This is a genomic window from Exiguobacterium sp. s34 (assembly GCF_018617435.1).
GTDB lineage: Bacteria > Bacillota > Bacilli > Exiguobacteriales > Exiguobacteriaceae > Exiguobacterium > Exiguobacterium aestuarii.
Genome location: NZ_JACSKE010000006.1, coordinates 133,279 through 156,353 on the forward strand (window position 1 = coordinate 133,279; position 23,075 = coordinate 156,353).

The following is a 23,075-nucleotide window of genomic DNA, read 5'->3' on the forward strand; positions in this document are numbered from 1 at the left end:
TGCAATGTTCTGCCTTCATTGTGTCTGATACGACACAAAAATTCAAGTTCTAACCGAATGATGTGAGATTTATCACCCTAAAAACTGTATAGTTCGTCACAGAACAATCAAATTAGTACAGATGATCGTTTAACCCTATTCAAATGGGAATCAGCTGTTTCAAAATAGATAAACTAGTAGATGTAACAGTTTGTAAAACGCTTTCAAAAACGGCTGTTTCATCACGTTCATAAGATTGTTACAAGTTTCACAAGAATGTAAAACATATTGTTCACGTTTTCACGTACACTCACAGTATAGATAACACGCAGTTACTTTCGAGAATGAGGAGTGAATCAACATGGCAACTGAAATCAAATCCGCATGGTCAGGTTTTGTGCCTGGTCAGTGGACGAATGAAGTAAATGTCAGTGAGTTTATCCGTTTGAACCGTCATGAATACACAGGGAACGATACGTTCTTGGCAGGTCCGACAGAAGCGACAAACGTTCTTTGGAACCGTGTGATGGAACTGACAAAAGAAGAGCGTGAGCGCGGCGGCGTTTGGGACGTCGATCAACACACACCGTCGACAATCGTGTCGCATGGACCAGGTTACTTAAACAAAGAGTTAGAAAAAGTCGTTGGCGTTCAGACGGATGAGCCGTTCAAACGTTCGATTCACCCGAATGGCGGTATTCGCATGGTCGATGCAGCACTCGAATCATATGGTTTCGAACCAGATGAAGAAATTACAAAAATTTACTCAGAGATTCGTAAAACACATAACCAAGGTGTCTTTGATGCCTATACGCCGGAAATGCGGGCAGCTCGTAAATCAGGAATCATCACAGGTCTTCCCGATGCTTACGGTCGTGGACGCATCATCGGTGACTATCGTCGCGTCGCCCTCTACGGAATTGACTTCTTGATGGCAGAACGCAAAAAAGATTTGGCGAAACGCGGTGGGTTCTTATCCGAGTCGGATATTCGCGATCGCGAAGAACTGAATGAACAACTTCGTGCCCTCCAAGAACTTAAACAACTCGGGGACGCTTATGGATTTGACCTCGGTCGCCCTGCGGAAAACACGCAAGAAGCGTATCAATGGGTGTACTTGGCATACCTTGCTGCGATTAAAGAACAAAACGGTGCTGCGATGTCACTTGGACGCGTCTCAACATTCCTTGATGTGTACGCTGAACGTGACCTTGAAGCTGGTCGTTTAACAGAGTCAGACGTTCAGGAAATCGTCGATCACTTCATTATGAAGCTTCGAATCGTCAAATTCTTACGGACACCGGACTATAACGAATTGTTCTCAGGTGACCCGACTTGGGTAACGGAGTCAATCGGTGGGATGAGTGAAGATGGTCGCTCGAACGTCACGAAGAGCTCGTTCCGATTCTTGCATTCACTCACGAACCTCGGTCCTGCTCCAGAGCCGAACTTGACGGTTCTCTGGTCGACGAAGCTTCCAGAAGGCTTCAAACAATACTGTGCGAAAATGTCGATTGAAACTTCAGCGATTCAATATGAGAACGATGACTTAATGATGCCGCAATTCGGTGACGACTACGGGATCGCATGTTGTGTGTCACCGATGAAGATCGGGAAACAGATGCAGTTCTTCGGTGCGCGCGCCAACATGGCAAAAGCCCTTCTTTATAGCATGAACGGTGGACGAGATGAGAAGAGTGGCGCTCAAATCGCTCCGTCTTGGGAAATGAACACAGAGGATGTGCTCACGTACGAAAAAGTATATGCCGACTTTGACCGTACACTCGACTGGTTGGCAGAGCTATACGTCAACACACTCAACGTCATTCACTTCATGCATGACAAATATGCGTACGAACGAATCGAAATGGCGCTTCACGATCCAGAAATCTTGCGGACGATGGCTTGTGGGATTGCGGGTCTCTCGGTAACGGCTGATAGTCTCTCAGCAATCAAATACGCAAACGTCAAACCGATCCGAAACGAAGAAGGCATCATTGTCGACTTCGAAACGGAAGGCGACTTCCCGAAATTCGGAAACAATGATGATCGTGTCGACGCAATCGCCGTCGAACTCGTCGAATCGTTTATGGAAAAAGTACGGAAGCATAAAACATACCGTGACGCGCTTCATACGCAATCGGTCCTCACGATCACATCAAACGTCGTTTACGGGAAGAAAACAGGGAACACGCCAGACGGTCGCCGTGCCGGTGAACCATTCGCTCCAGGTGCAAACCCGATGCATGGACGGGATACGAAAGGTGCGGCTGCATCGCTCTCATCTGTTGCGAAACTTCCATTTGAACACGCGCAAGATGGAATCTCATACACGTTCTCAATCGTACCGAAAGCACTCGGAAAAGAAGAAATCGCACGCGAACTTAACTTGGCGGCACTTCTCGATGGGTATATGAGCGGAGAACACAAAGGACATCACTTGAACGTCAACGTCTTTAACCGCGAGACGCTTCTAGATGCAATGGAACATCCAGAAGAGTATCCACAACTCACAATCCGCGTATCAGGATATGCGGTCAACTTCATCAAGTTGACACGTGAGCAACAGATCGACGTCATCAACCGTACGTTCCACGGTTCGTTGTAAGTAAAGGCTTAGCGGCCTTCCACGGAGGGCCGCTCATTCGTTAGGAGGTCATTTCGATGACAATGGGATATGTACATTCGGTCGAATCATTCGGAACAGTTGACGGCCCTGGTATTCGCTTCATCGTCTTTTTACAAGGTTGTGCATTACGTTGCCTCTATTGCCATAACGCGGACACGTGGGATTTCAAAAAGAATAATCACCGTTCGGCTGAAGACGTTATTCAAGAGGCCCTCAGCTACCGTCCGTTCATGGAAGCATCCAATGGCGGCATCACCATTTCAGGTGGTGACCCACTTGCCCAGCCAGAATTTCTAGAGGCGCTATTACGCGAAGCGAAAAAGCACGGGCTTCACACGACGCTTGATACGTCCGGTGCACTCCGTCCTCCTAATTTAGATGCCATTTTAGATCACACTGATCTCGTCTTACTCGATATCAAACATATCGACGATGACATGTGTAAAAAATTGACGGGACGTAGCAATGCCAACACGCTCGCGCTTGCCGAACACCTTTCCGAGCGCGGAACGAAAATGTGGATTCGCCACGTCCTTGTACCTGGATGGACGCTTGAAGAAGGTGCGCTTCGTCGTACCGCGGCGTTCATTCAAAAGCTAGACCATGTCGAGAAAGTCGAGATTTTACCGTACCATGAGATGGGCGTCTACAAATGGGAGGCGCTCGGACTGGATTATCCGCTCAAAGGTACGAAACCTCCAACATCCGATGAAGTCGAATGGGCGGAAGGGATTTTGCAGGGAACCGTATAAAAACAAGCGCAGGCCGATGTGGCCTGCGCTTGTTTTTATAGATTCAGAGATTAGATAAAGGTTTGGACAATCAAAAATAGATTTAATGCGATGACAATCGCTGTGATGCCCCATCCAATCCATGTCGTAAAGCGATGATTCACGAGCCCACCCATTAACTCTTTATTGCTCGTAAAGAGAAGCAGAGGAATGAGGGCGAATGAAATACCGAAAGAAAGAACAACTTGACTCCAAACGAGAGCGTTTGACAAGTTGACACCGGACAGGATGAGTAAGAGTGGCGGGGCCATCGTAATTACACGACGTACATAAATCGGAATATGCTTTTGAATATACCCTTGCATGACGACATCTCCGGCCAATGTCCCGACGGATGCACTTGATAATCCGGCAACCATTAAGCCGATGCCAAATAGAATGGCAATTGGTGAGCCTAAAAAAGAGTCAAACTGCTGGTGAGCGATTTCTAAATCGTTTACGATCATCCCATTCTTATAAAAGACGGCGGCTGCGATAATCAACATACTGGCATTGATTGCGCCAGCGAGGACCATTGCGATTGTCACATCAATTCGTTCAAATTTCATGATACGCTTTCGTGCTACCACATCTTTTCCCTTGATTCGTCGTTGTGTCAAAGCGGAGTGCAAATAAATAGCGTGCGGCATGACCGTTGCACCTAAGATCCCGGCAGCTAGTAAAATACTTTCTGTCCCGTCAAAACGAGGAATGAGGAGACCTGATAAAAGGGGCATCACTTCGGGTTGGGCACTAAACGTTTGAATGGCAAACGCGAGAGCAACGACGAGTAGCATCCCGGTCACAAGCGTTTCAAGTGGGCGATAGCCACGTCTTTGTACTTCTAAAATGGCAAAAGAACCGGCCGCGGCAAGAAGTGCTGCTTGAATGAGCGTCACATCAAACACGAGGTAGATCCCGAGTGCTGCACCAACAAATTCTGCCAAATCAGTAGCCATAATCATCAATTCGGCTTGAATCCATAAAAAGATAGCGGTCTTCTTAGAGAAACGGTCACGACAAATTTCAGGTAAATTTTTTCCTGTCGCAATTCCGATTTTAGCAGACAGCGTTTGAATTAATCCGGCCATCAAGTTTGCGATTAAAATGACCCATAAGAGTAAATAACCAAATTGAGAACCTGCTGCAATATTAGTTGCATAGTTTCCGGGATCGATGTATGCGACCGAAGCGACAAAAGCTGGACCTAGAAAAGGGAGAAGTGTTTTAAGTTTTTGAGTCATCGAGCGATGTGTCCGAATTGATTCGACTTCATTCAACATGACAGATCCTTCTTTCTTGCCTAATGGTTAATTTGTTTACCTAGGTAAACATTTTAAGTATATGGCAAGTTTACGCCTGCCTAGAGAAACTGTCAAATTACAATAAAAAGGACTGCGAGCAACTTCGCTCACAGTCCAACGAACTATATTCGTCGTTTTTTCTTTTCTAAGACGCGGGCATGTTCTGCCTGTTTCTTCTCCATATAAAGAAGTTCCCGCTCAAGTTTGACGTAACTCGCATAGCGTTTCGCATCTAGCGTACCGTTCGTGAGCGCCTCTTGGACGGCACATCCCGGTTCTTTCTTATGAGAACAGTCGCGGAAACGGCATGTCTCGGCAAGCGCTTCGATATCGCGGAACGTCTCATCGAGGTGCTCGCTTCCTTCCCATAGGCCAAACTCGCGCATACCCGGTGTGTCGATGACATATAAGTCATCGATTCGGAACAATTCGCGGTGTGTCGTCGTATGCTTTCCGCGTTCGTCCTGTGCCCGGACGGTTTGTGTGACGGCAAGTGTCTCGTGGGCAAGGGCGTTCGTCAGTGTAGATTTTCCGACTCCGGACGAACCGACGAAAGCGATTGTGCTCTCACTCGGTAACGCATGACGAAGTTCAACCATACCTTCTCCAGTCACGGCACTGACCGGGAAAACGTCAATACCTGGTGCATTCAGCTGAATGTCTTCAAGCAATGTGTCGACGGAGTCGACTTGATCGGTCTTCGTCAAAACGATGATAGGGATTGCCCCGGTGTCCCAGGCGGCTAGCGTGTAGCGCTCTAGACGACGGATGTTGAAATCGTGTCCACACGCCATTGTGATCAAGACGTAGTCGACGTTCGCGCAGATCAGTTGTTCACGTGTCTCGTTGCCGGCGGCCGCTCGTGAAAGAACGGTCCGACGCTCAAGGAGATGGTGAATCGTACCTTGACCATGCTCGCGAACTTGAATCGTGACATAGTCGCCGATGACCGGATAGTCCCGTTCGCTCGTCGCTTCATGTCGAAATTTTCCGGAAACCCCGCACATATACGCATTTTCTCCGACAGATACCGTATAAAGATGTTGGAACTGTGCTGTGACACGTCCCGTTTCAGTTTGTTGAAACAAAATAGAATCCTCCTTTTAATGATGGAGGACGTTAGCCCTCCGATTCGCTGATACTAGTTGGCGTGCATTCATCATGTTGCTCATAAAACATCATCCTTTCATTGTTCGATAGCATAAGTGTACCACAGGAACTGAAAACGATAACATCTCAGTCTATAGACCGAGGCAAAACAAGCCTTCCGCTCGTCGACCTATACAAAATAACGTATTATGATAAGAGTGTACTTAACAAGGAGGGATGACAGATGAATCACCAAGTGAAAAAGGTGTTGTTCATCGTAGCCGCGATCGCTCTAGTGCTCGTGTTGATCGGTTCTTTACCGAATATGATTTTATTCGGATTAGGAGCGCTCTTGACGCTTTGGGCTGGAGTCCGTTTTCAGGCTGTGACACACATCGGTGCTAAAGTTGGTTTCGGGATCCTTGCCGTTATCGGGATTGGGACGATGCTCTCAAACATTTGGGCACTCGTCGGAATCATTGTCGCGTGGTTGTTGTTTAAAGGGTATATGATGTATACAGGTGAAAAACGCGACCCAGAAGTCGAAATTTTGAATGCAGACGGAACGCGTGCTAGCCGTAGCAGCTTCCAACAGTTCGATCAAGTGTGGCAAAAATTTGTTAATCGTCGTTAAGATTTCATAAGGAGGATTCACCATGAAGACACCGTTTGATCAGTTTCGTGAATTAGCGAATGAATTGACGAAAGAGATTTCGAAAGAAGTGAAGAAGTATCAAGATAAAGAAATGCCACGTTCAAGTGGAGAAGCGGAATTGAACCGTCATATCCGCGGAGCAGAGAAGGAAGCGTTATCGGTTGAGCGTCTCGTTGAACGTCAACGTACACTGCTTGCAGAATTGGCTGGGAAACGTGATGAGGCCAAGAAGATGGCAGATAAACGATACGAACAGACAGAACTGGCGAAACAAGCCGGTGAAGAGAAGCTAGCAGAACGTGCAGCGCTTGAATCGAAACACTACGGAGAACAATATCGTTACTTCGAAGGGCTGATCGATGAGGGAGAGCGTGAATTAGATGAGTTGGAGCGTCGTGCGCTCGAGATGAAACTTAAACTCGATGAGATGCAAAATAAACGATATGAATTTGCGATGCGTGAAAACCTTGATCTCTTAAAAGGAGCACTTGACCAAATCTTTGGTCAAAACACGTCGCAGTCTCATCCGTTTACAGAGGAAGAAAAGAAAGAACAACCTGCTGAAGAGAAGCAAGATACGCAAGAAGACGAAGATGATTTTGAAGCAAAACTAAAAGAACTGGAGCGTCGCTTTAAACAAGAGTGAGGTGACGGTTCGGCGATGACCTGCATAAGGTCATCGCTTTCTTTGCTTCATACATATGATTAGAAAGGGGGAATGGACATGGAACGTTGGAACACACGTCAAATTATTGGATTCATGATTATCTTATTTTCGGTGGGACTCTTTATCGATATCGTGACGGGTGGGAATAGCGTCTTATTCAGCATGATCCTCCCATTGCTTCTTCTTTATATTGGACGTCGTTTCAGTCGTCGAGGCAAGCAGTCGGCTAGCTACATTTTTTACGCAATCGGGGGCATTCTCTTGATTGGTTTGATTTTCTCATCGGCCGCGTTCGGATTTGTGCTCTCTGGACTGTTATTGTTGTTCGGATACCGACTCTATAAAAATCGACCGGTCGAAGCAAAAATTCGAACACCCCTTCGCCAGGAGCAAGCCTTCTCGTTCGGGATGAAAGAAGCGGGTCACTATGTGTTACGGGATACGAATGAATTCTTTTTACTGCGTGATGTCGAGATGGATTTATCGCAAGCCATCATTCCTGAAGGAGAGACATTCTTACTCCTGAACGGACTTGCGGGAGACATTCGTATCCTCATTCCGGCAGGTTATGATTATTCGATTGATGCATCAATCGGGTTTGGGAAAGTTCAAGTCGATGATTCGAACTATTCACCGGTGTTCAACCGTCGCTTCTATACGGCGTCCGATGATTATGTCCAGGCTACGCGGAAAGTGCGGATTCATATCGTGCTCATGAGCGGAAGTGTCGAGGTGATGACGGTATGAAAAAAGATTCATATCCACGAACGGTCGTCTGGCATCAATTGTTCAGTAGCCTCTTGACGGCTTTCTTGATTACAGTAGCGTTTCTCATAGGTGACTCGACTTCACTGGGCGACTTATTTTCGCGTGAAGAAGGGTTGCCTTTCGGTGTGTCCATTTTAGTGATTGCCGTCTTAATCGGTAGTATCTTCGGAGTCGCTTCCTATTTTTATTTGCGTCGAGACTTTCGAGAGGTCGCGAACGCCCTTTGGAAACTAGAGAACCAAAAAGAGATCACGTTCCGACCGTTGTCTCCTTACCGAGATACGCTCGAACGAATCGTTCGAGTGTCGAAACAGCGCCAAGAGATGATTGAGATGGCGAAGCGGGTCGGTGAGCGTCCGGTCAGTGTCGAAGAGGCGCGTAGTGAAGCCGTTGTCGAAGAAAGACGCCGTGTCGCGCGGGAACTTCATGACTCGGTAAGTCAACAGCTTTACGCCATTTCGATGATGACGACTGCGGTCAAGCAGACGATGCAGACGAAACCGGAATTAGCGAGTAAACAAATGGAGCAAGTCGAGCTGATGGCTCAAACGGCACAGGCAGAGATGCGTTCGTTGCTCTTGCAACTCAGACCAGTGGAATTAGAAGGTATGACGTTAAAGACCGGAATCGAGCGTCTATTAGAAGAGCTATCGCGTAAACAGTCGACCGAGCTCGTCTGGCGTTTAGAAGAAGTGAAGTTATCGCGCCATACCGAAAATGAGCTGTTCCGTATTGTCCAGGAGGCCATCAGTAATACGTTGCGACATGCCAAGGCGACTCGTCTAGAAATTGAAATGCGAACGGTACAACAGACGGTCATTTTAAAGATAAATGATGATGGAATCGGATTTAACGTGGACGATACACAAGTCGCCTCATATGGATTACAATCGATAAGAGAGCGCACGGCGGAAGTCGGTGGAACGTTACGATTGGTCAGTGTGCCGAATGTCGGAACACAAATTGAAGTACGTGTGAAACAACAAGTGGAGGGGTAATGATGATTCGAGTTGTATTAATTGATGATCATGAAATGGTCCGAGCGGGCGTGTCTGCCTTTTTATCGACACAACCGGACATCGAAGTCGTCGGTGAGGCATCGGATGGCGCAACGGGAGCGGAGCTTGCAATCGCAGAAAAACCAGACGTTGTCCTCATGGACTTAGTGATGGAGCCTGTTGACGGGGTTGAATCGACGAAACGCATCAAAGCGAGCTGGAAAGAGGCTAAGATTTTAGTCGTGACGAGTTTCTTGGATGATGAGAAAGTATATCCCGTCATTGAAGCCGGTGCGATGAGCTATGTCCTCAAGACGGCAAACGCTAATGAAATTGCGGACGCGATTCGTCAGACGGCTGCCGGCAACCCTGTCATGGCTGCCCAAGTGACTGGGAAGATGCTCGAGCGGTTGCGTCATCCGGAGATGACCCTCCACGAAAGCTTGACTGCGCGGGAACGAGAAATTTTGCAACTAATGGCAGAAGGGAAGTCAAATCAGGTCATCGCGGATGAACTGTTCATCTCACTGAAAACGGTGAAGACACACGTTTCAAACATCTTGACGAAACTTGACGTCTACGACCGGACACAGGCGGTCGTCTATGCATTCCAACACAACTTGGTCAGTAAAGGATGAACGGGCTCCCGGTAATTGAGACAGACCGCCTTCGACTGCGTCCTCTCCAAATGGAGGACAGTCCACACGTATTCGCCATTTTCTCAAATGAACAGGTGCTCCATCACTATGGAATGGAGCCGCATCAAATATTAGAAGAAACGGAACAGATGCTTACGCATATGCTCGATCAAATCGAAACCGGAGCAATCATCCGATTTGCAATTGAGCATCGTGAATCAAAAGCGTTGATTGGAACGATTGGGTTTCACAATCGGGGGCCGTCACACCGGCGTGCCGAAGTCGGCTATGAACTCAGACCGGAATATTGGCGTTCGGGTTATGCGACCGAGGCCCTTTATGCAGCCCTCCAATTTGCCAAGACGCGTGAGATTGAACGTGTCGGTGCGATTGTCTATGTCGAGAATGTCGCATCACAACGCATGTTGGAGAAGAATGGATTTATTCAAGAAGGTCGACTACATAATTACATGCGGCAGCGGGGACAAGCCCATGACGTCTATGTATATAGCTATATGACAACCGAACTGACTCATCCGTCGATTTGAGCACACCCGCATTACGCGTGGTGTGCTTTTTCGTTTGTGAGATAAACAAAATGGGAACCGAGTAAAGGTGAGTCATTCACTCAAAGGAGGACGATGAAATGAAAGCTGCATATATCGAACAGTATGGTGGATCGGATCAATTCAAAGTAGGTGAACTGCAGCAACCGACAATCGGTGCAGATGACGTATTGATTGAGGTTCATGCCGCAAGCGTCAATCCGGTCGACTGGAAACTTCGAGAAGGATACTTAAAAGAGATGCTCCATTACGAGATGCCGCTCGTCATCGGGTGGGATGTATCGGGTGTCATTCAGGAAGTCGGGGCGAACGTAACCGAGCTTGAGGTCGGAGATGAAGTGTTCAGCCGTCCCGATATTGCGCGACAAGGCACGTATGCTGAATATGTTGCGGTCGATGCCCATCTTGTCGTCAAGAAACCAGCTTCATTGAGTTTCGAGGAGGCAGCGTCACTTCCACTCGTCGCACATACGGCATGGCAAGTCATGTTCGAAGTGATGGATGCCAAACCAGGTGACCGAATCTTCATCGGTGCCGGTTCAGGTGGTGTCGGAACAGTAGCCATTCAACTCGCAAAAGCACACGGATTGTATGTCGTCACGTCGACAAGTACGCCAAACGTGGATTGGGTCAGTAAACTTGGAGCCGACGAAGTCATCGACTATAAACAGCAAAATCCGGCAGAAATCGTCCGCGATCTTGACTTCGTGTTTGACACGATGGGAGGCGACGGACAGAGCAAACTATATCAAATGCTCAAAGAAAACGGGATGCTCGTCTCCATCTCAACACCACCGAATGAAGAGGAAGCCGAACAGGCGAAGGCTCGCGCCGAGTACGTCTTCATGCAACCGACAGGGGAGCGTTTGAAAAAAATTGCGGAAGCTGTTGAAAAAGGTGAACTGAAACCAGTCATCGACCGCGTCTTTGATTTGGAAGACACGAAACTGGCCCATGATTATGGAGAAGAAGGGCACGCAAAAGGGAAAATCGTCATTAAAGTGAAGTGATGTAAAAGAGGTGGATTTCCGAAACATACATCGGGAATCCACCTCTGTTTTATTTTATTTGAAAGGCTTAGGTTAACCTTTTTTCTGCGCTTGAATTTGTTCGTCGATTTCAGATAGGTACGTCCAGCGTTCCATCTTCGCATCGAGTGTCTCTTTCAGTGATGCAATCGTTGCATACAATTCATTGACTTTACCGAGGTCGCTGCCGGCTGTCGCAAGCGTTGCTTCTTGCGTTTCAATCTGTTCTTCAAGCGCGGCGATGTCTTCCTCGATTGTGTCCCACTCCTTTTGTTCTTTGAAGGTGAATTTGACGACTTCTGACTTCGCGCGTTCTTTCTTTTCTTTCGGTTCTTTCTCTTTCTTCACTTGACGAGCCTCTTCTTGACGCATCGTCAAGTAGTCGCTGTATTCTGCGTGATACACCTGGATCGTCCCGTCTTCAAATGCAATCAACTGCCCGGCGATACGGTCTAAGAAATAACGATCGTGGCTGACAGCGATGACCGTACCTGGGAACGATTCAAGATAATCTTCTAACACGGACAACGTTTCCGTATCCAAATCGTTTGTCGGTTCATCTAGGAACAAGACGTTCGGCTCGTCCATAAGAATGCGCAGAAGGACGAGACGTCGTTTTTCTCCACCAGATAGCTTCGCAATCGGTTTGTATTGCGCATCCGGCGAGAAAAGGAAACGTTCGAGCATTTGACCGGCCGTGATCGTCTCGCCGTCCGGCGTATAAATCACTTTCGCAATCCGCTCGATTTCGTCAATGACGCGTCGGGATTCGTCTTCAAACTCAACCTGCTGGCCGTAATAGCCTAGATGGACTGTTTCTCCGTGAACAATCGTGCCGCTCGTCGGTTCCAAACGTTTGGCAAGCAAGTTCATGAGCGTTGATTTCCCACTCCCGTTCGGTCCAACAATGCCGTAGCGTTCACGGCGACCGAAAATCCAATTGAACTGCTGAATCAGAAGCGAGTCGTCGTATCCGAAAGATAAATCCTCGACCTCAATGACTTTTTTACCAAGACGGCGAGACCCAACAGAGACGTCGAGTGATTCCTCTTCGGCTAAACTCTCTTGGTGCTTTAAGTCTTCAACGCGTTGAATGCGTGCTTTTTGTTTCGTTGTTCGTGCTTTTGCACCTCGACGCAACCAGGCGAGTTCGCGTCGTAAAATATTTTGCCGCTTTTGTTCCATCGATTGTGCCCGTGCTTTTCGTTCGGCACGCTTCTCAAGGAATAACTCATAGTTTCCGTTATAGAAATAACTCGTCCCGTCCGCAATCTCTAAGATGTGGTTTGTGACACGATTTAAGAAATAACGGTCGTGGGTGATGAGAAGGATAGCTCCCCGATAATCGGCAAGCATCGTCTCGAGCCATGCGATCGTGTCGGCATCCAGTTCGTTCGTCGGCTCATCTAAGAGCAATAAGTCTGCTTCGTCGAGTAACGCTGCAGCGAGAGCGACCCGCTTTTGTTGCCCTCCAGATAAGGCGTTCACATCGACGGACACATCAGGTAGGCCCAGACGGTTCAAAATCGACTTCAGTTTGGCTTCCGTTTCCCAAGCATCTGCGGCATCGACAGCCTGTTGAGCTTTCATGAAACGTTCGAGTAATTGCTCACTCGTTGGATCCGCTTCGAGCGCTTGGCGGGCACGTTCGAATTGTTTCAGAGCTTGAACGGATGGTGTATCACTCGTGAACAAGGCATCAAGAATTGTTTGCCCTTCGTCGAACTGGACCGTTTGGGTCAAATAACGAATGCGGTAATCGTTTGGATGTTGCATCGTTCCTCGGTCTGCCGTCTCGGTGCCGGCGATGATTTTCATGAATGTCGATTTTCCAGAACCGTTCACACCGATGATCCCGATGCGGTCTCCTGGATGGATCGTCATCGTCACGTCATCAAATAATACTTTGTCGGCAAACTCTTTATGAATGCCTTCAATCATTAATAAACTCATGCGTTATCTCCTTCAATCTGTTGACGAATGGCCGCTTCGACTGTTGCAGCGATTTCCTTATTCGGTAAGTCAGCCGGGTCGATTGCTGGTAAGAAAGTGACGTCAACCGTTGCCGGGGTAATTCGGTTTTTAGCCTCTAACAGTTTGTAGCTTCCTTGAATGGCAACGGGGACAATCTTCGCACCGCTTGACGTCGCAAGTGTCAGACTTCCAGCTTTAAATTCTTTCATAGGACCACCTTTTGAACGTGTTCCTTCCGGGAATACAATCATCGACTGACCAGACTGAATCGTCTCGACACCAGAGCGAATCGCTTTGATTGATTGACGACGATCGCTACGATCGATGAAGATACAGCCCATCAATTCCATCCAACGCGGGATGATTGGGAATTTTTGTACCTCAATTTTTGAGATGAAGGCTTTCGGTCGTTTCGTAGCCGTCAACATGATAGGAACATCGAAGTTTCCTTGGTGGTTCGATACGTAGACGACCGGTTCATCCGGAATCTGCTCTTGTCCATGGACACGAATGTCAGCACCGGCAACCTTCAATAAAAATTGCGCCCATTTATAGGCGATGTCTTGTACATAGCGATAGCGCTGTGGCGTCTCAATTTTTTTCGCCTTCTGTAAAAATGGGACGGTAATCGGTAGCACCGCAAAAAACGAGAAAAACCATACTGCTGTTCGAATCATTTTATTTTCTCCTCTCATAATGACAACAAGAAAGAGTCTTCTTCTCTTGACGAGAATCCGACCCTTCGGCATGAATCCTTATTCCCAAAAGCGAGAATCGCTCTCTTCTTCCTCTTCCTCAAGTTCGAACGTAATGCGTTTATTCACAGGATCGACGACGAAATAAGCGCCGTCTTGTTCAATACTCTTAATTTGCATGGCTTGATCGTTCCCGATTTCAAGGGTGAGACGGATGCGATTGTCATCATCGACGAGCAAGATCCCATCTTCCTTCAACCAAAGCTCCATGACGGGTGAATAACGAAGTAGCCATTCATTCGATAACGGAATTTCATTCATACGATTGTGTGCCTCCTGCGATTATAAATCCAATGTACGTTGTCTGTTCCTTCATAGGATACCAAATGTGGAGTGGGAAGACGAGCGTTATGTAGAGCGCTTCCGAGTCGTGGAGTGCATTCTGGCCACGACACGTTTGATTCGTTTCTGGTTCCGTCTTTCCACAAAGAACTCGCTCGCTTGCATGAAGAGTTGCTTAAAGGAAGACAGGCCCATCGCAATCAAGACAGCAAATAGAAATGTTCCGATTGGATCTTTGTACAGTTCAGACTGGAACAAAAAGGCGAGGCCTGCAGTTGATAAGATGGTCGTAAGAAAATAGAAAATCATAGCGGAGTCTCCTTTTCTTAAGTGGTTAGGAAAGAAAAAGGCAAGGTCTTTTAATCGTATTCGACCTTTTGTAGGAAATTCCTGTTTGTGTTTGGCAAAGAAAAAAACGCCTCCAGTTGGACGGAAGACGTTTACTCTTGAGTCATATAAGTCGATGATGACGATACGTTCGTATCCACACCGTTTGAGAAAATGAAACTGAGTGAGGCAAGTAATGCGAAAAAGGCGACGAGTAGCCCTTTTGTAAATCGTTTTGCAAACGAACGAGACTGTATATCAAACATTTATTATCCCCCGATCAATCCTAAATGAAACCTTATTTCTACTGGACACTTCCTATATAATAACGTTTTCAAAAATAGGATACTAGAAGAAAAAAAGACGTTCACAAAATTGTCACAAAATTTTAATAAATCAACTCGTTTCCATTTGTTGTGACGTTTTTCCCTTTCTGCGCCGCGTTCACATTTTCGTCACATTTATGCAAAATGTTGAAAGAGAACATGATATGATTAGGAACGTGTGTAGATAGGTATACTGACAGTAATAGCTTAGAAAAGGATGTGGGTGTAATGGCATTGCGCGCAGGAGAAGTAGTAGACTTGGTCGCGGAACGTTCTGCTGATTTTGGAGTATTCATTAGTAACGGTCGCGAAGAGGTGCTCCTTCATCGAAAGGAACAAACGGAAGAAGTGACAGTCGGTCAAACGGTTCGTGTCTTTTTATATCATGACTCAGAAGGGCGTCTCGCATCAACGATGACGATTCCAACGGTCTCTTTCGATGAGTATGAATGGTGTGAAGTAACAGGCGTTCGATACAACACAGGTGTTTTCGTCAATATCGGGATTCAAAAAGATGTGCTCGTCTCAATGGACGATTTACCAGAGAATCGGTCGTATTGGCCACAAACGGGAGACCAATTGTGCATTCGTTTGAAGTATGACCAAAAAGGGCGCTTACTCGGAGACCCGGCGCCTTACGCGTATTTGAACTTGTTGGCACGTCCGTCAAAGGAAGAGTGGAACAATCAAGATGTTCAAGCGACTGTCGTCAATAAACGTGAAGTCGGCGTCAACGTATGGGTCGAAGGAGAATCACTCGGCTTCTTACATGAAGCAGAAATGACACGTTGGCCGCGACTTGGTGAACAATTGACGGTCCGTGTGACACAAGTGAAACAAGACGGAACGGTTCTTGTTTCGATGAAACCTCGTGCCTATGAGGCGATTGACGGCGATGCGGCGAGCGTCCTCTCTTATATCGAGGAACGTGGAGGGCAAATGCCGTACGGTGACAAAACAGCCCCTGACGTGATCGACCGTGAGTTCGGGATGAGCAAAGCCGCGTTTAAACGGGCGCTCGGAAAACTACTAAAAGAAAAGCAAGTTGAAAAGCTCGACAACGGCTACAAATTGAAATAAGATAACTCATGTTCGGGTGACATGAAAAAGTTTGAAAATGTATTTCTTTCATTTTAGGAATAAATACGTTATAGTTAATAAAGTTGACTATGAGGAAACATTGAGAAAACGTCTGTAGATCTGTCAAACTGAACTCAGACGTTTTTTGTATGAACAAAGGAGAATATAATTTGACAAAATTTCAAGACTTACAATTAAGTGAAGCGTTAGTAAAAGGTGTACACAAAATGGGCTTCGAGGAAGCTACACCGATCCAAGCTGAGACAATTCCTGTCGCACTCACAGGAGTGGACGTATTAGGACAAGCACAAACAGGTACAGGGAAAACAGCAGCTTTCGGTATTCCGACAATTGAGCGAATCGATTCAAAGGCGCGTCAAGTCCAAGCACTCGTTCTTGCACCGACACGTGAACTTGCGATTCAAGTTGCAGAAGAATTAAACAAAATCGGAGAAACAAAGCGCGTTTACGCACTTCCTGTTTATGGTGGTCAGCAAATCGACCGTCAAATCCGTGGTTTGAAAAAAAACCCACAAATCGTTGTTGCAACACCAGGACGTCTCATGGACCACATGAAGCGTAAAACAATCAAACTTGATGACATTCAAACAGTCATCTTGGATGAAGCAGACGAAATGCTCAACATGGGCTTCGTTGAAGATATCGAAACGATCTTGGCAGGTCTTCCTGAAGCACGCCAAACGCTTCTTTTCTCGGCAACGATGCCACCACAAATCAAAAAGATTGCAGAGCGTTTCATGAAATCGCCGACAATCATCAAAGTAAAAGCGAAAGAGATGACTGTTGAAAACATCAACCAGCAATTCCTCGAATTGCGTGAAGGTCAAAAATTCGATACGCTTTGCCGTTTGATTGACATCGATTCACCTGAACTCAGCATCATCTTCGCTCGTACGAAGAAACGTGTTGATGAAGTGACAGAAGCACTCATCAAACGTGGATACACTGCAGACGGTCTTCACGGAGACTTGACGCAATCAAAACGTGACCAAGTCATTCGTCGTTTCAAAAACGGAACGATCGATATCTTGGTAGCGACTGACGTTGCTGCACGTGGACTTGATATTTCAGGTGTTACGCACGTTTACAACTTCGATGTACCACAAGACCCAGAGAGCTACGTACACCGTATCGGTCGTACAGGTCGTGCTGGTAAGACAGGTACAGCCCTCACGTTCATCACGCCACGTGAATTCGGACAAGTGAAGGCGATCGAACGCGTAACGAACAAAAAGATGAACCGTCGTCACGTACCGACAATCGCAGAAGTACTTGAAGGAAACCAAAAGCAAGCAGCTGAAGAGTTGATCGAACGCGTTCAAGCGGGCGACTTCAAAGCTTACACGCAACTTGCGACAGAACTTCTTGAAGAGTACGAAGCAGTTGAAATTCTCGCTGCTGCCCTTCGCGGATTGACGAAAGAGCCAGATTCAACACCAGTTGAAATCTCATACGCTGAACCAGTTCGTGTGAAACGCCAAGGTGGTCGTGGTGGTGATCGCGGTGGATACCGTGGTCGTAACGACCGTCGCGGTGGTGGCGGTGGCCGTGGAGGCGATCGTCGTGGTGGACGCGGTGGCGAACGTCGTGATGGACGTAGCGGAGACCGTAAAGGATCATTCCGTGGTGACGATCGTCGTCGCTCGGATGACCGTGGTCCACGCCGTCCACGTGACTAATCATCGTGAAATGCCGCATTTCCTTAAGTGGATTTGCGGCTTTTTTTATTGTGTCGTGCTACACTAGTTGAGTAGAGATAGAAGGATGAGGTGTCAACGGATGGTGGAATTAAGTTTCGGTCTCCTTGTGCTGCTTGGTTGTGTGCTTGCACTTAAACCAATCGTGTCGAAGACAGACCGTCCTAACTTTCGTTATATCCCCGTGGCGACATTGTTATTTGGAGCGATGATTTTTTTAGTGTTAGCCATTGGAGTAGGCGGAAAGATGGGCATTGCATATGGCGTAATGAGTATCGCCTATTTTATTGCTTGTTTCGGTGCCTATATGTATGTACACACGCGAACGAGCTGATTGTAGCTCGTTTTCGCATTTAACGAAGAGGTGATGAGTTATGGATGCGGTAGAAGTGATGGTCCATCCCGAGGAAGTGATGGTGACGTATGAACCAATCCTTGGAGCGGCGACGTTTCAAGTAGAAGGATATATGGTACATGGGCGATTCCGAGGCGAATCGTTGACACCGTTTTTTTATGATGAAGACGTTCCACTCGAGTATCAGTTAGACATCGCCCAACGAATGGAGCAATTGGCAGCAGAACAACTTCGGGATGTTAAATCATTCGTCACGTTCAGATGTCGATCCGAATGGATTCTCGAAGAAGGGGGAGAGGCTTTTTTGACCCCGCTTCGCGAATTGAACTTCCCGTTACATCGCATTTATGTGACGCTTCAAGGGACGGACCTAGTGGATGTTCCTCGCCTATCGCGTGTCATTCAGTACTATCGATCGTATGGGCTGAAAATCGCGCTAGACTTTGCGGAATCGACAAGTATCGAGGACATTATGACGCTCGCGCCAGAATTGTTGCTCGTCGATCTTGGAACGATGGTCGAGAAGAAGACGTTGTCGGTCACATATCCGAACATGCTTCAGACGATGGAATATATTGCGTCGAAGCTTGGCGCGCCGCTTCTTTATAAATCAATTAACCACATCGGACAGCTTCGGTACGCTTGGCAACACGGCGGTCGTTATTATATGGGTGGTCTACTTGGGTTGGAAGACGAGCTTCCACAACGAGAAATCAAAGGGATGGGTGTGTTAGCGCAAGAGGTGCCTTCATTCTTTTTGCATGACCAGAAGCGATTGAACCGTCTGTATGAACTTGAATTTGAGTTACATCGTCGAATCGGAGAACTCGTTCAATCTGGGAAATGGTCGAAAGATAAGAAAGATGAATGGATTCAATACATCGCGCCAAAGCTCGAGGAAGTGTTTGTCCGTTATTATTTGACGGATAAGACAGGTTTTCAGACGAGTGCGAACGTCTACTGTGTGAACGGAGAATGGCGTGTCGATAACACGTATCGAGGCTATAACTGGAGTTTCCGACCTTATTTCATTCAGACGATGGCGGCGATGGACGTTCGGGGACGTGGCTATTTATCGGGTGACTACCGTGATTTCAGTTCAAACGAAGTGACGCGGACGTTCAGTTATCCACTACCCGACGGCATGTTCTTATTCGCCGACATATCCGAAGAATATTTATACCAGAATCGATTACTAGACTGAAAGGAAGAATGATGATGTTAGATTATGATTACGATGCGCTACGCGAAATCGGTCGAATCGTCGCACTTGCACGAGACGAGATGGCGAAAGCCGTCAAACCGGGCATGACGACAAAGGAATTAGATGCGATTGGGCAACGTATTTTAGAAGAGGAAGGTGCGGCTTCTGCACCCATCACGATGTACGAATTTCCAGGATACACATGTATTTCGCTCAATGACGTCGCTGCCCACGGGATTCCTGGGGACGAGGTCATTCAAGAGGGAGATATCGTAAACGTCGACGTCTCTGCTGTGAAGGATGGCTACTATGCGGACACGGGTCGTACGGTCATTGCTGGGACAGCGAAATCACCTCAGCACGAACGTTTGGTGGAGGTATCGTTGACATCACTAGAAGCCGGACTCGGCAAAGTGAAAGCGGGCGTGAAAGTCAACCAGATCGGGAAAGCCATTTATTCGGACGCGAGAAAGAATGGATTCACGGTCATCCGTAACTTGGCCGGACACGGACTCGGTCGGACGTTACACGGAGAGCCAGAGACGATTTCAAACTACTACAGCCGCGAAGAGAATCAACTCTTAAAAGCTGGACAAGTGATTGCGGTCGAAACATTCATCTCGACGAAAGACGAAATCGTCTATCAGTCTGAAGAGGATGGCTGGACACTCTTCACACCGAACAAGAGCCTCGTCTCACAGTTCGAGCATACGGTCATCGTCACAGAAGATGGGTATGAAGTGTTAACGGGGTCATTCCGTTGAGAAAAAGGTGTGGTTCTTGTGAACCGCACCTTTTCTGTATTCATTGTTGTTCGAGAGCTTTGCGCACGGCTGCTGTCGCGTGAATATACGTTGTATCAAAGAGTGGGATGGAAACATGTTGTTGCTGGATCAACAGCGGGATTTCTGTACATCCGAGAATGACACCTTCTGCGCCAGCAACTTGCAACGATTCAATGATACGTGTGTAGATTAGGCGGCTTTCATCTGTTGTGATTCCAAAAATCAGCTCATCATAAATGATGTCGTGTATGCGTTGTCGATCTTCTTCATTTGGAATCATTAATTCAATCTCATACCGTTCTTTCAACAAATCGCGATAGAATGAACTTTCCATCGTGAATCGTGTACCGAGTAGTGCGACCCTCTTAAGACTTTCCTGTTTGATAGCATGTCCCGTGACGTCTGCGATATGCAGGACGGGCAGAGAAGTAGCGGCTTCAATGGAATCCGCCACAAGATGCATCGTGTTCGTACAAATCACAATGAGTTCAGCGCCTGCCCTTTTCAGGTTGAGGGCTTCATGAATCATGACACGCGTCAATTCATCCCAATTTCCTTCATGCTGTAATCGTTCAATCCTGTGAAAATCAAACGAGTGCAGTAGACAATTTGCAGAGTGAGTCCCACCTAATATGGATTTTACTTCTTCGTTCATGTTGCGGTAATACTCGAGTGAAGACTCCCAACTCATACCGCCCAACATCCCGATTTTTTTCATAACGACTCCTTTACATAACACCTAAGTTAGCGAGATGTTTGTTTCTCTCAGTTGTTCAATCACACGCCAATCCGGCTGTACCGTATCTGGGAGGGTCAATTTCCCGTTCTCGACTTCAAGCGGCGTATCGAGCAAATCTTGCTCGAAATAAGCGCTCGTGCCCGACATATCCGCCGGGAAGCTCGCACCGCTTAGCGAGGCGAATAAGAGCGTATGATACCTTCCAATCCCTGACTCATACATCCCACCGACCCAGTATGGGGTCCCGTGTTCTCGAATCGTTAACGCTTCACTTAAGCCACCGACACGTGCAGGTTTAATGTTGACGATTTTACCCGCACCGAGTTGCGTCATCGTCTCCACATCGTTGTGAGACGTAATCGACTCGTCGAGACAAATCGGTGTCGTTAGATTTCGTTGGAGAGCTGCTGATTTGACGAACTGACCGCTCGGGTATGGCTGTTCAATCATCAATAACCGATGGGCATCGATTTGTTCGAACCATTCTGTGGATTGATTGGTTGCACTTCCGTTCAAATCAATCATGAGCGGTGCGTCCGGGAAGACGGCCCGAATCTCGCGCAGTGCCGGTAACAGTTCGTGTGGGGAAGATTTCAATTTAATTCGTTCGAAACCGTCGGCTAGCGCTGCTTCAATCGAGTTCATCGTCTGATGGAGTAATCCAATCCCAATCGTTCTACCGCAGGAAACGGTGTCTCCCGCTTTTATATAGTCTTTAAGTGACATGTTCGCGCGGGCTGCTTCAATCTCCCATAAGGCACTTTCCCACATCGCTTTCGCCATCCGTTGACCGATAATCGAGGAGACGAGTGTTGGGAATACGTCCGTCGTGACCGTCATCCCTTTTAATAAATTGAGAATTAGTTTTGACGTATCGATCATAGATTGGGTCGTTTCTTCCGTGTACCAAGGTGTCTCGAAGGCGACACCTTCGCCGTAACCGATGACCCCGTCTATGGTCTCTAGGCGAAGGATGAGCGTTCTTCTTACGGATAACACGGCATGTGCCGTTACGATTGGGTGTTTAAATGTCAAAGGGACGATGGAAAGGTCAGCACGTTTGATCATGGCAGTAGCTCCTTTAAGCGATGGCGCATTAGTTTTCCGTTCGCATTTCGGGGGAGGTCGGGAACATGATAAATTGCAATCGGATGTTTGTATTTGGCTAGCTGAGAATCGAGAATCCCCTGCATCTCAGTTGGATCATATGAACCGACGACAAAGGCGAGCGGGACTTCTCCCCAAGTCTGGTGTGCTTGTTTCGTGACACCGACATCTTGAACACCTGCACATCGCAACATGGCCGCCTCAATTTCAGCAGGGTATACGTTTTCGCCACCGGAAATAATGAGATCGCTTCTGCGGTCGTGTACATACAAATACCCGTCCCGCATCGTTCCGAGATCACCTGTTTTCCAGTAACCATCGGGTGTCCAGTTGTCTGATTCAGGTTGTTCGAAATATCCACTCGTCACAGTCGGCCCTTTTACCTCAATTTCCCCGTCCTGACTGATTCGGATCACGGTCGGAGCGATGGCTCGACCACTCGAACCGATATGCGAGAGCGCCTCGCTCGGAAGCAATGTGGCAACTTGAGAGCACGTCTCGGTCATCCCGTATGTTTGAGCAATCGGTAACTGTCGTCGCTCTGCTTCTTCTAATAACGGGCGGGGGACCGGTCCGCCTCCGACGAGTAACGTACGAAGATGGTGTTTTTCTAGTCCGGCATCAAGCAGTCGCTGAAGCATGATGGAGACGAGTGACAGCTGTGTAATGCCTTCTGTTTCAATTAAGTGAAGAGTTCGTTCGACATCGAAACGGGGCTCGACGTAAAGCGTCGAACCGATGATTGCACTCCGATACACTTGAGATAGCCCGCTCATGTGGAAGAGGGGCGTCACCGTGAGTATGCGGTCGGATGAGCGATAGTCCAAATGTGCTTCAGCGGCACGTGCGCTTGCGAGATGATTTCCATATGTTTGTTGTACGGCTTTGGCCCGCCCCGTCGTACCGGATGTGAACATGAGGGACATGGTTTCATTTTCTTTCCACTCATGTGTCCCGGTAAAACATGAATGAGCCCGACATGTCATCAGAAGTTGTGTGACGGGCAAATCGATTTTGTGATCGATGAGAAGCAAGTCGACTTTTGCTGTCTTCAACTGAATGCGTACTTCTTCTTCGGTCAAGCGTGTGTTGAACGGAACGAGCACTTTGCCGAGTAGATGCACTGCATGGACGGCGATGACATAGTCTTTACTGTTTTTAGCGAATATGCCAATCCGTTCGGCAGTAGAATCCTGTTCGTGAATATATTGGGCAAGTTTCAGACTCTCTGTACGCAATACTCCCCATGTTAGTTTTGCCTCGTTTGTCACGAGTGCGATTTGTGATGCCGGGTGTTTAGTAATCCATTCAAGCATGTCATCAACCTCCAAA

The 23,075-nt window shown here is 47.4% G+C and carries 24 protein-coding genes; 14 read left to right on the forward strand and 10 right to left on the reverse strand.

Going from position 1 to position 23,075, the window contains the following annotated elements; all coding sequences use genetic code 11:
* The first annotated feature begins 340 nt into the window (after positions 1-340).
* Together pflB and pflA are read left to right on the forward strand one after the other, a co-directional pair.
* Positions 341-2,587: a formate C-acetyltransferase gene (pflB, locus tag KNO87_RS13110; RefSeq protein ID WP_214796393.1), complete on the forward strand. Its 2,247-nt coding sequence runs from the start codon at positions 341-343 to the stop codon at positions 2,585-2,587.
* A gap of 56 nt (positions 2,588-2,643) precedes the next feature.
* Positions 2,644-3,360: a pyruvate formate-lyase-activating protein gene (gene pflA, locus KNO87_RS13115; RefSeq protein WP_026826768.1), complete on the forward strand. Its 717-nt coding sequence runs from the start codon at positions 2,644-2,646 to the stop codon at positions 3,358-3,360.
* A gap of 50 nt (positions 3,361-3,410) precedes the next feature.
* Here pflA and KNO87_RS13120 read toward each other — a convergent pair whose 3' ends face one another.
* Positions 3,411-4,661 (reverse strand): Nramp family divalent metal transporter, encoded by a 1,251-nt coding sequence (locus KNO87_RS13120; RefSeq protein ID WP_214796396.1) that lies wholly within the window; start codon positions 4,659-4,661, stop codon positions 3,411-3,413.
* Between the two features lie 143 nt (positions 4,662-4,804).
* The gene (rsgA, locus tag KNO87_RS13125; RefSeq protein WP_214796398.1) at positions 4,805-5,770 is read right to left on the reverse strand and encodes a ribosome small subunit-dependent GTPase A; all 966 of its coding nucleotides are present in this window, start codon (positions 5,768-5,770) and stop codon (positions 4,805-4,807) included.
* A 245-nt stretch (positions 5,771-6,015) separates the two neighbouring features.
* Between rsgA and KNO87_RS13130 the strand changes: the two genes are divergently transcribed.
* From KNO87_RS13130 to KNO87_RS13160, 7 genes are all read left to right on the forward strand, one after another.
* Positions 6,016-6,405, forward strand: a complete 390-nt coding sequence (locus tag KNO87_RS13130; RefSeq protein WP_214696396.1) for a lmo0954 family membrane protein — start codon at positions 6,016-6,018, stop codon at positions 6,403-6,405.
* A 22-nt stretch (positions 6,406-6,427) separates the two neighbouring features.
* The gene (locus KNO87_RS13135) at positions 6,428-7,072 is read left to right on the forward strand and encodes a PspA/IM30 family protein (RefSeq protein ID WP_214796400.1); all 645 of its coding nucleotides are present in this window, start codon (positions 6,428-6,430) and stop codon (positions 7,070-7,072) included.
* Between the two features lie 78 nt (positions 7,073-7,150).
* Positions 7,151-7,840 carry a cell wall-active antibiotics response protein LiaF gene (gene liaF / locus KNO87_RS13140; RefSeq protein ID WP_214796402.1) on the forward strand — a complete coding sequence of 230 codons (690 nt, stop codon included), beginning with the start codon at positions 7,151-7,153 and terminating at the stop codon, positions 7,838-7,840.
* The gene (locus tag KNO87_RS13145) at positions 7,837-8,859 is read left to right on the forward strand and encodes a sensor histidine kinase (RefSeq protein WP_214796404.1); all 1,023 of its coding nucleotides are present in this window, start codon (positions 7,837-7,839) and stop codon (positions 8,857-8,859) included. Before liaF ends, KNO87_RS13145 begins: the two co-directional genes overlap by 4 nt.
* 2 nt (positions 8,860-8,861) lie before the next feature.
* A complete protein-coding gene (locus KNO87_RS13150) occupies positions 8,862-9,497 on the forward strand; it encodes a response regulator (RefSeq protein ID WP_015880838.1) in 636 nt (211 codons plus the stop codon).
* Positions 9,494-10,045: a GNAT family N-acetyltransferase gene (locus KNO87_RS13155; protein ID WP_214796406.1), complete on the forward strand. Its 552-nt coding sequence runs from the start codon at positions 9,494-9,496 to the stop codon at positions 10,043-10,045. The genes KNO87_RS13150 and KNO87_RS13155 overlap by 4 nt, the downstream gene beginning before the upstream one ends.
* Positions 10,046-10,143: 98 nt before the next feature.
* Positions 10,144-11,073 carry an NADP-dependent oxidoreductase gene (locus tag KNO87_RS13160; RefSeq protein WP_214796408.1) on the forward strand — a complete coding sequence of 310 codons (930 nt, stop codon included), beginning with the start codon at positions 10,144-10,146 and terminating at the stop codon, positions 11,071-11,073.
* Between the two features lie 72 nt (positions 11,074-11,145).
* On the opposite strand, the gene KNO87_RS13165 is transcribed toward KNO87_RS13160, so the two are convergent.
* The 5 genes from KNO87_RS13165 to KNO87_RS13185 form a co-directional block, all read right to left on the reverse strand.
* Positions 11,146-13,044: an ABC-F family ATP-binding cassette domain-containing protein gene (locus KNO87_RS13165; protein WP_214796410.1), complete on the reverse strand. Its 1,899-nt coding sequence runs from the start codon at positions 13,042-13,044 to the stop codon at positions 11,146-11,148.
* Entirely contained in the window at positions 13,041-13,742 is a 702-nt protein-coding gene (locus KNO87_RS13170) for a lysophospholipid acyltransferase family protein (RefSeq protein WP_214796412.1), read from the reverse strand. The genes KNO87_RS13165 and KNO87_RS13170 overlap by 4 nt, the downstream gene beginning before the upstream one ends.
* 78 nt (positions 13,743-13,820) lie before the next feature.
* On the reverse strand, positions 13,821-14,081 hold the full coding sequence (locus KNO87_RS13175; RefSeq protein ID WP_026826759.1) for a hypothetical protein: 261 nt from the start codon (positions 14,079-14,081) through the stop codon (positions 13,821-13,823).
* 87 nt (positions 14,082-14,168) lie between these two features.
* Positions 14,169-14,411, reverse strand: a complete 243-nt coding sequence (locus tag KNO87_RS13180; protein ID WP_074033069.1) for a hypothetical protein — start codon at positions 14,409-14,411, stop codon at positions 14,169-14,171.
* A gap of 131 nt (positions 14,412-14,542) precedes the next feature.
* Positions 14,543-14,695: a hypothetical protein gene (locus KNO87_RS13185; RefSeq protein WP_015880844.1), complete on the reverse strand. Its 153-nt coding sequence runs from the start codon at positions 14,693-14,695 to the stop codon at positions 14,543-14,545.
* A gap of 288 nt (positions 14,696-14,983) precedes the next feature.
* On the opposite strand from KNO87_RS13185, the gene KNO87_RS13190 reads away from it, so the two are divergent.
* The 5 genes from KNO87_RS13190 (at position 14,984) to map (ending at position 19,876) form a co-directional block, all read left to right on the forward strand.
* Entirely contained in the window at positions 14,984-15,835 is an 852-nt protein-coding gene (locus KNO87_RS13190; protein WP_214696385.1) for a CvfB family protein, read from the forward strand.
* Positions 15,836-16,005: 170 nt separating this feature from the next.
* On the forward strand, positions 16,006-17,535 hold the full coding sequence (cshA, locus tag KNO87_RS13195) for a degradosome RNA helicase CshA (RefSeq protein ID WP_251126649.1): 1,530 nt from the start codon (positions 16,006-16,008) through the stop codon (positions 17,533-17,535).
* 100 nt (positions 17,536-17,635) lie between these two features.
* Positions 17,636-17,887 (forward strand): hypothetical protein, encoded by a 252-nt coding sequence (locus KNO87_RS13200; RefSeq protein WP_214747211.1) that lies wholly within the window; start codon positions 17,636-17,638, stop codon positions 17,885-17,887.
* A 40-nt stretch (positions 17,888-17,927) separates the two neighbouring features.
* Entirely contained in the window at positions 17,928-19,112 is a 1,185-nt protein-coding gene (locus KNO87_RS13205; protein WP_214790567.1) for an EAL-associated domain-containing protein, read from the forward strand.
* A 14-nt stretch (positions 19,113-19,126) separates the two neighbouring features.
* Positions 19,127-19,876: a type I methionyl aminopeptidase gene (gene map, locus KNO87_RS13210; RefSeq protein ID WP_214796414.1), complete on the forward strand. Its 750-nt coding sequence runs from the start codon at positions 19,127-19,129 to the stop codon at positions 19,874-19,876.
* A gap of 40 nt (positions 19,877-19,916) precedes the next feature.
* Here map and KNO87_RS13215 read toward each other — a convergent pair whose 3' ends face one another.
* From KNO87_RS13215 to menE, 3 genes are read right to left on the reverse strand one after another with little or no spacing between them, the layout of a single operon-like run.
* Positions 19,917-20,615 carry an aspartate/glutamate racemase family protein gene (locus tag KNO87_RS13215; RefSeq protein ID WP_214796416.1) on the reverse strand — a complete coding sequence of 233 codons (699 nt, stop codon included), beginning with the start codon at positions 20,613-20,615 and terminating at the stop codon, positions 19,917-19,919.
* Positions 20,616-20,636: 21 nt separating this feature from the next.
* Positions 20,637-21,704 carry an o-succinylbenzoate synthase gene (menC, locus tag KNO87_RS13220; protein WP_214796418.1) on the reverse strand — a complete coding sequence of 356 codons (1,068 nt, stop codon included), beginning with the start codon at positions 21,702-21,704 and terminating at the stop codon, positions 20,637-20,639.
* Entirely contained in the window at positions 21,701-23,059 is a 1,359-nt protein-coding gene (gene menE, locus KNO87_RS13225; protein ID WP_214796419.1) for an o-succinylbenzoate--CoA ligase, read from the reverse strand. Before menE ends, menC begins: the two co-directional genes overlap by 4 nt.
* Between the last annotated feature and the right edge of the window lie 16 nt (positions 23,060-23,075).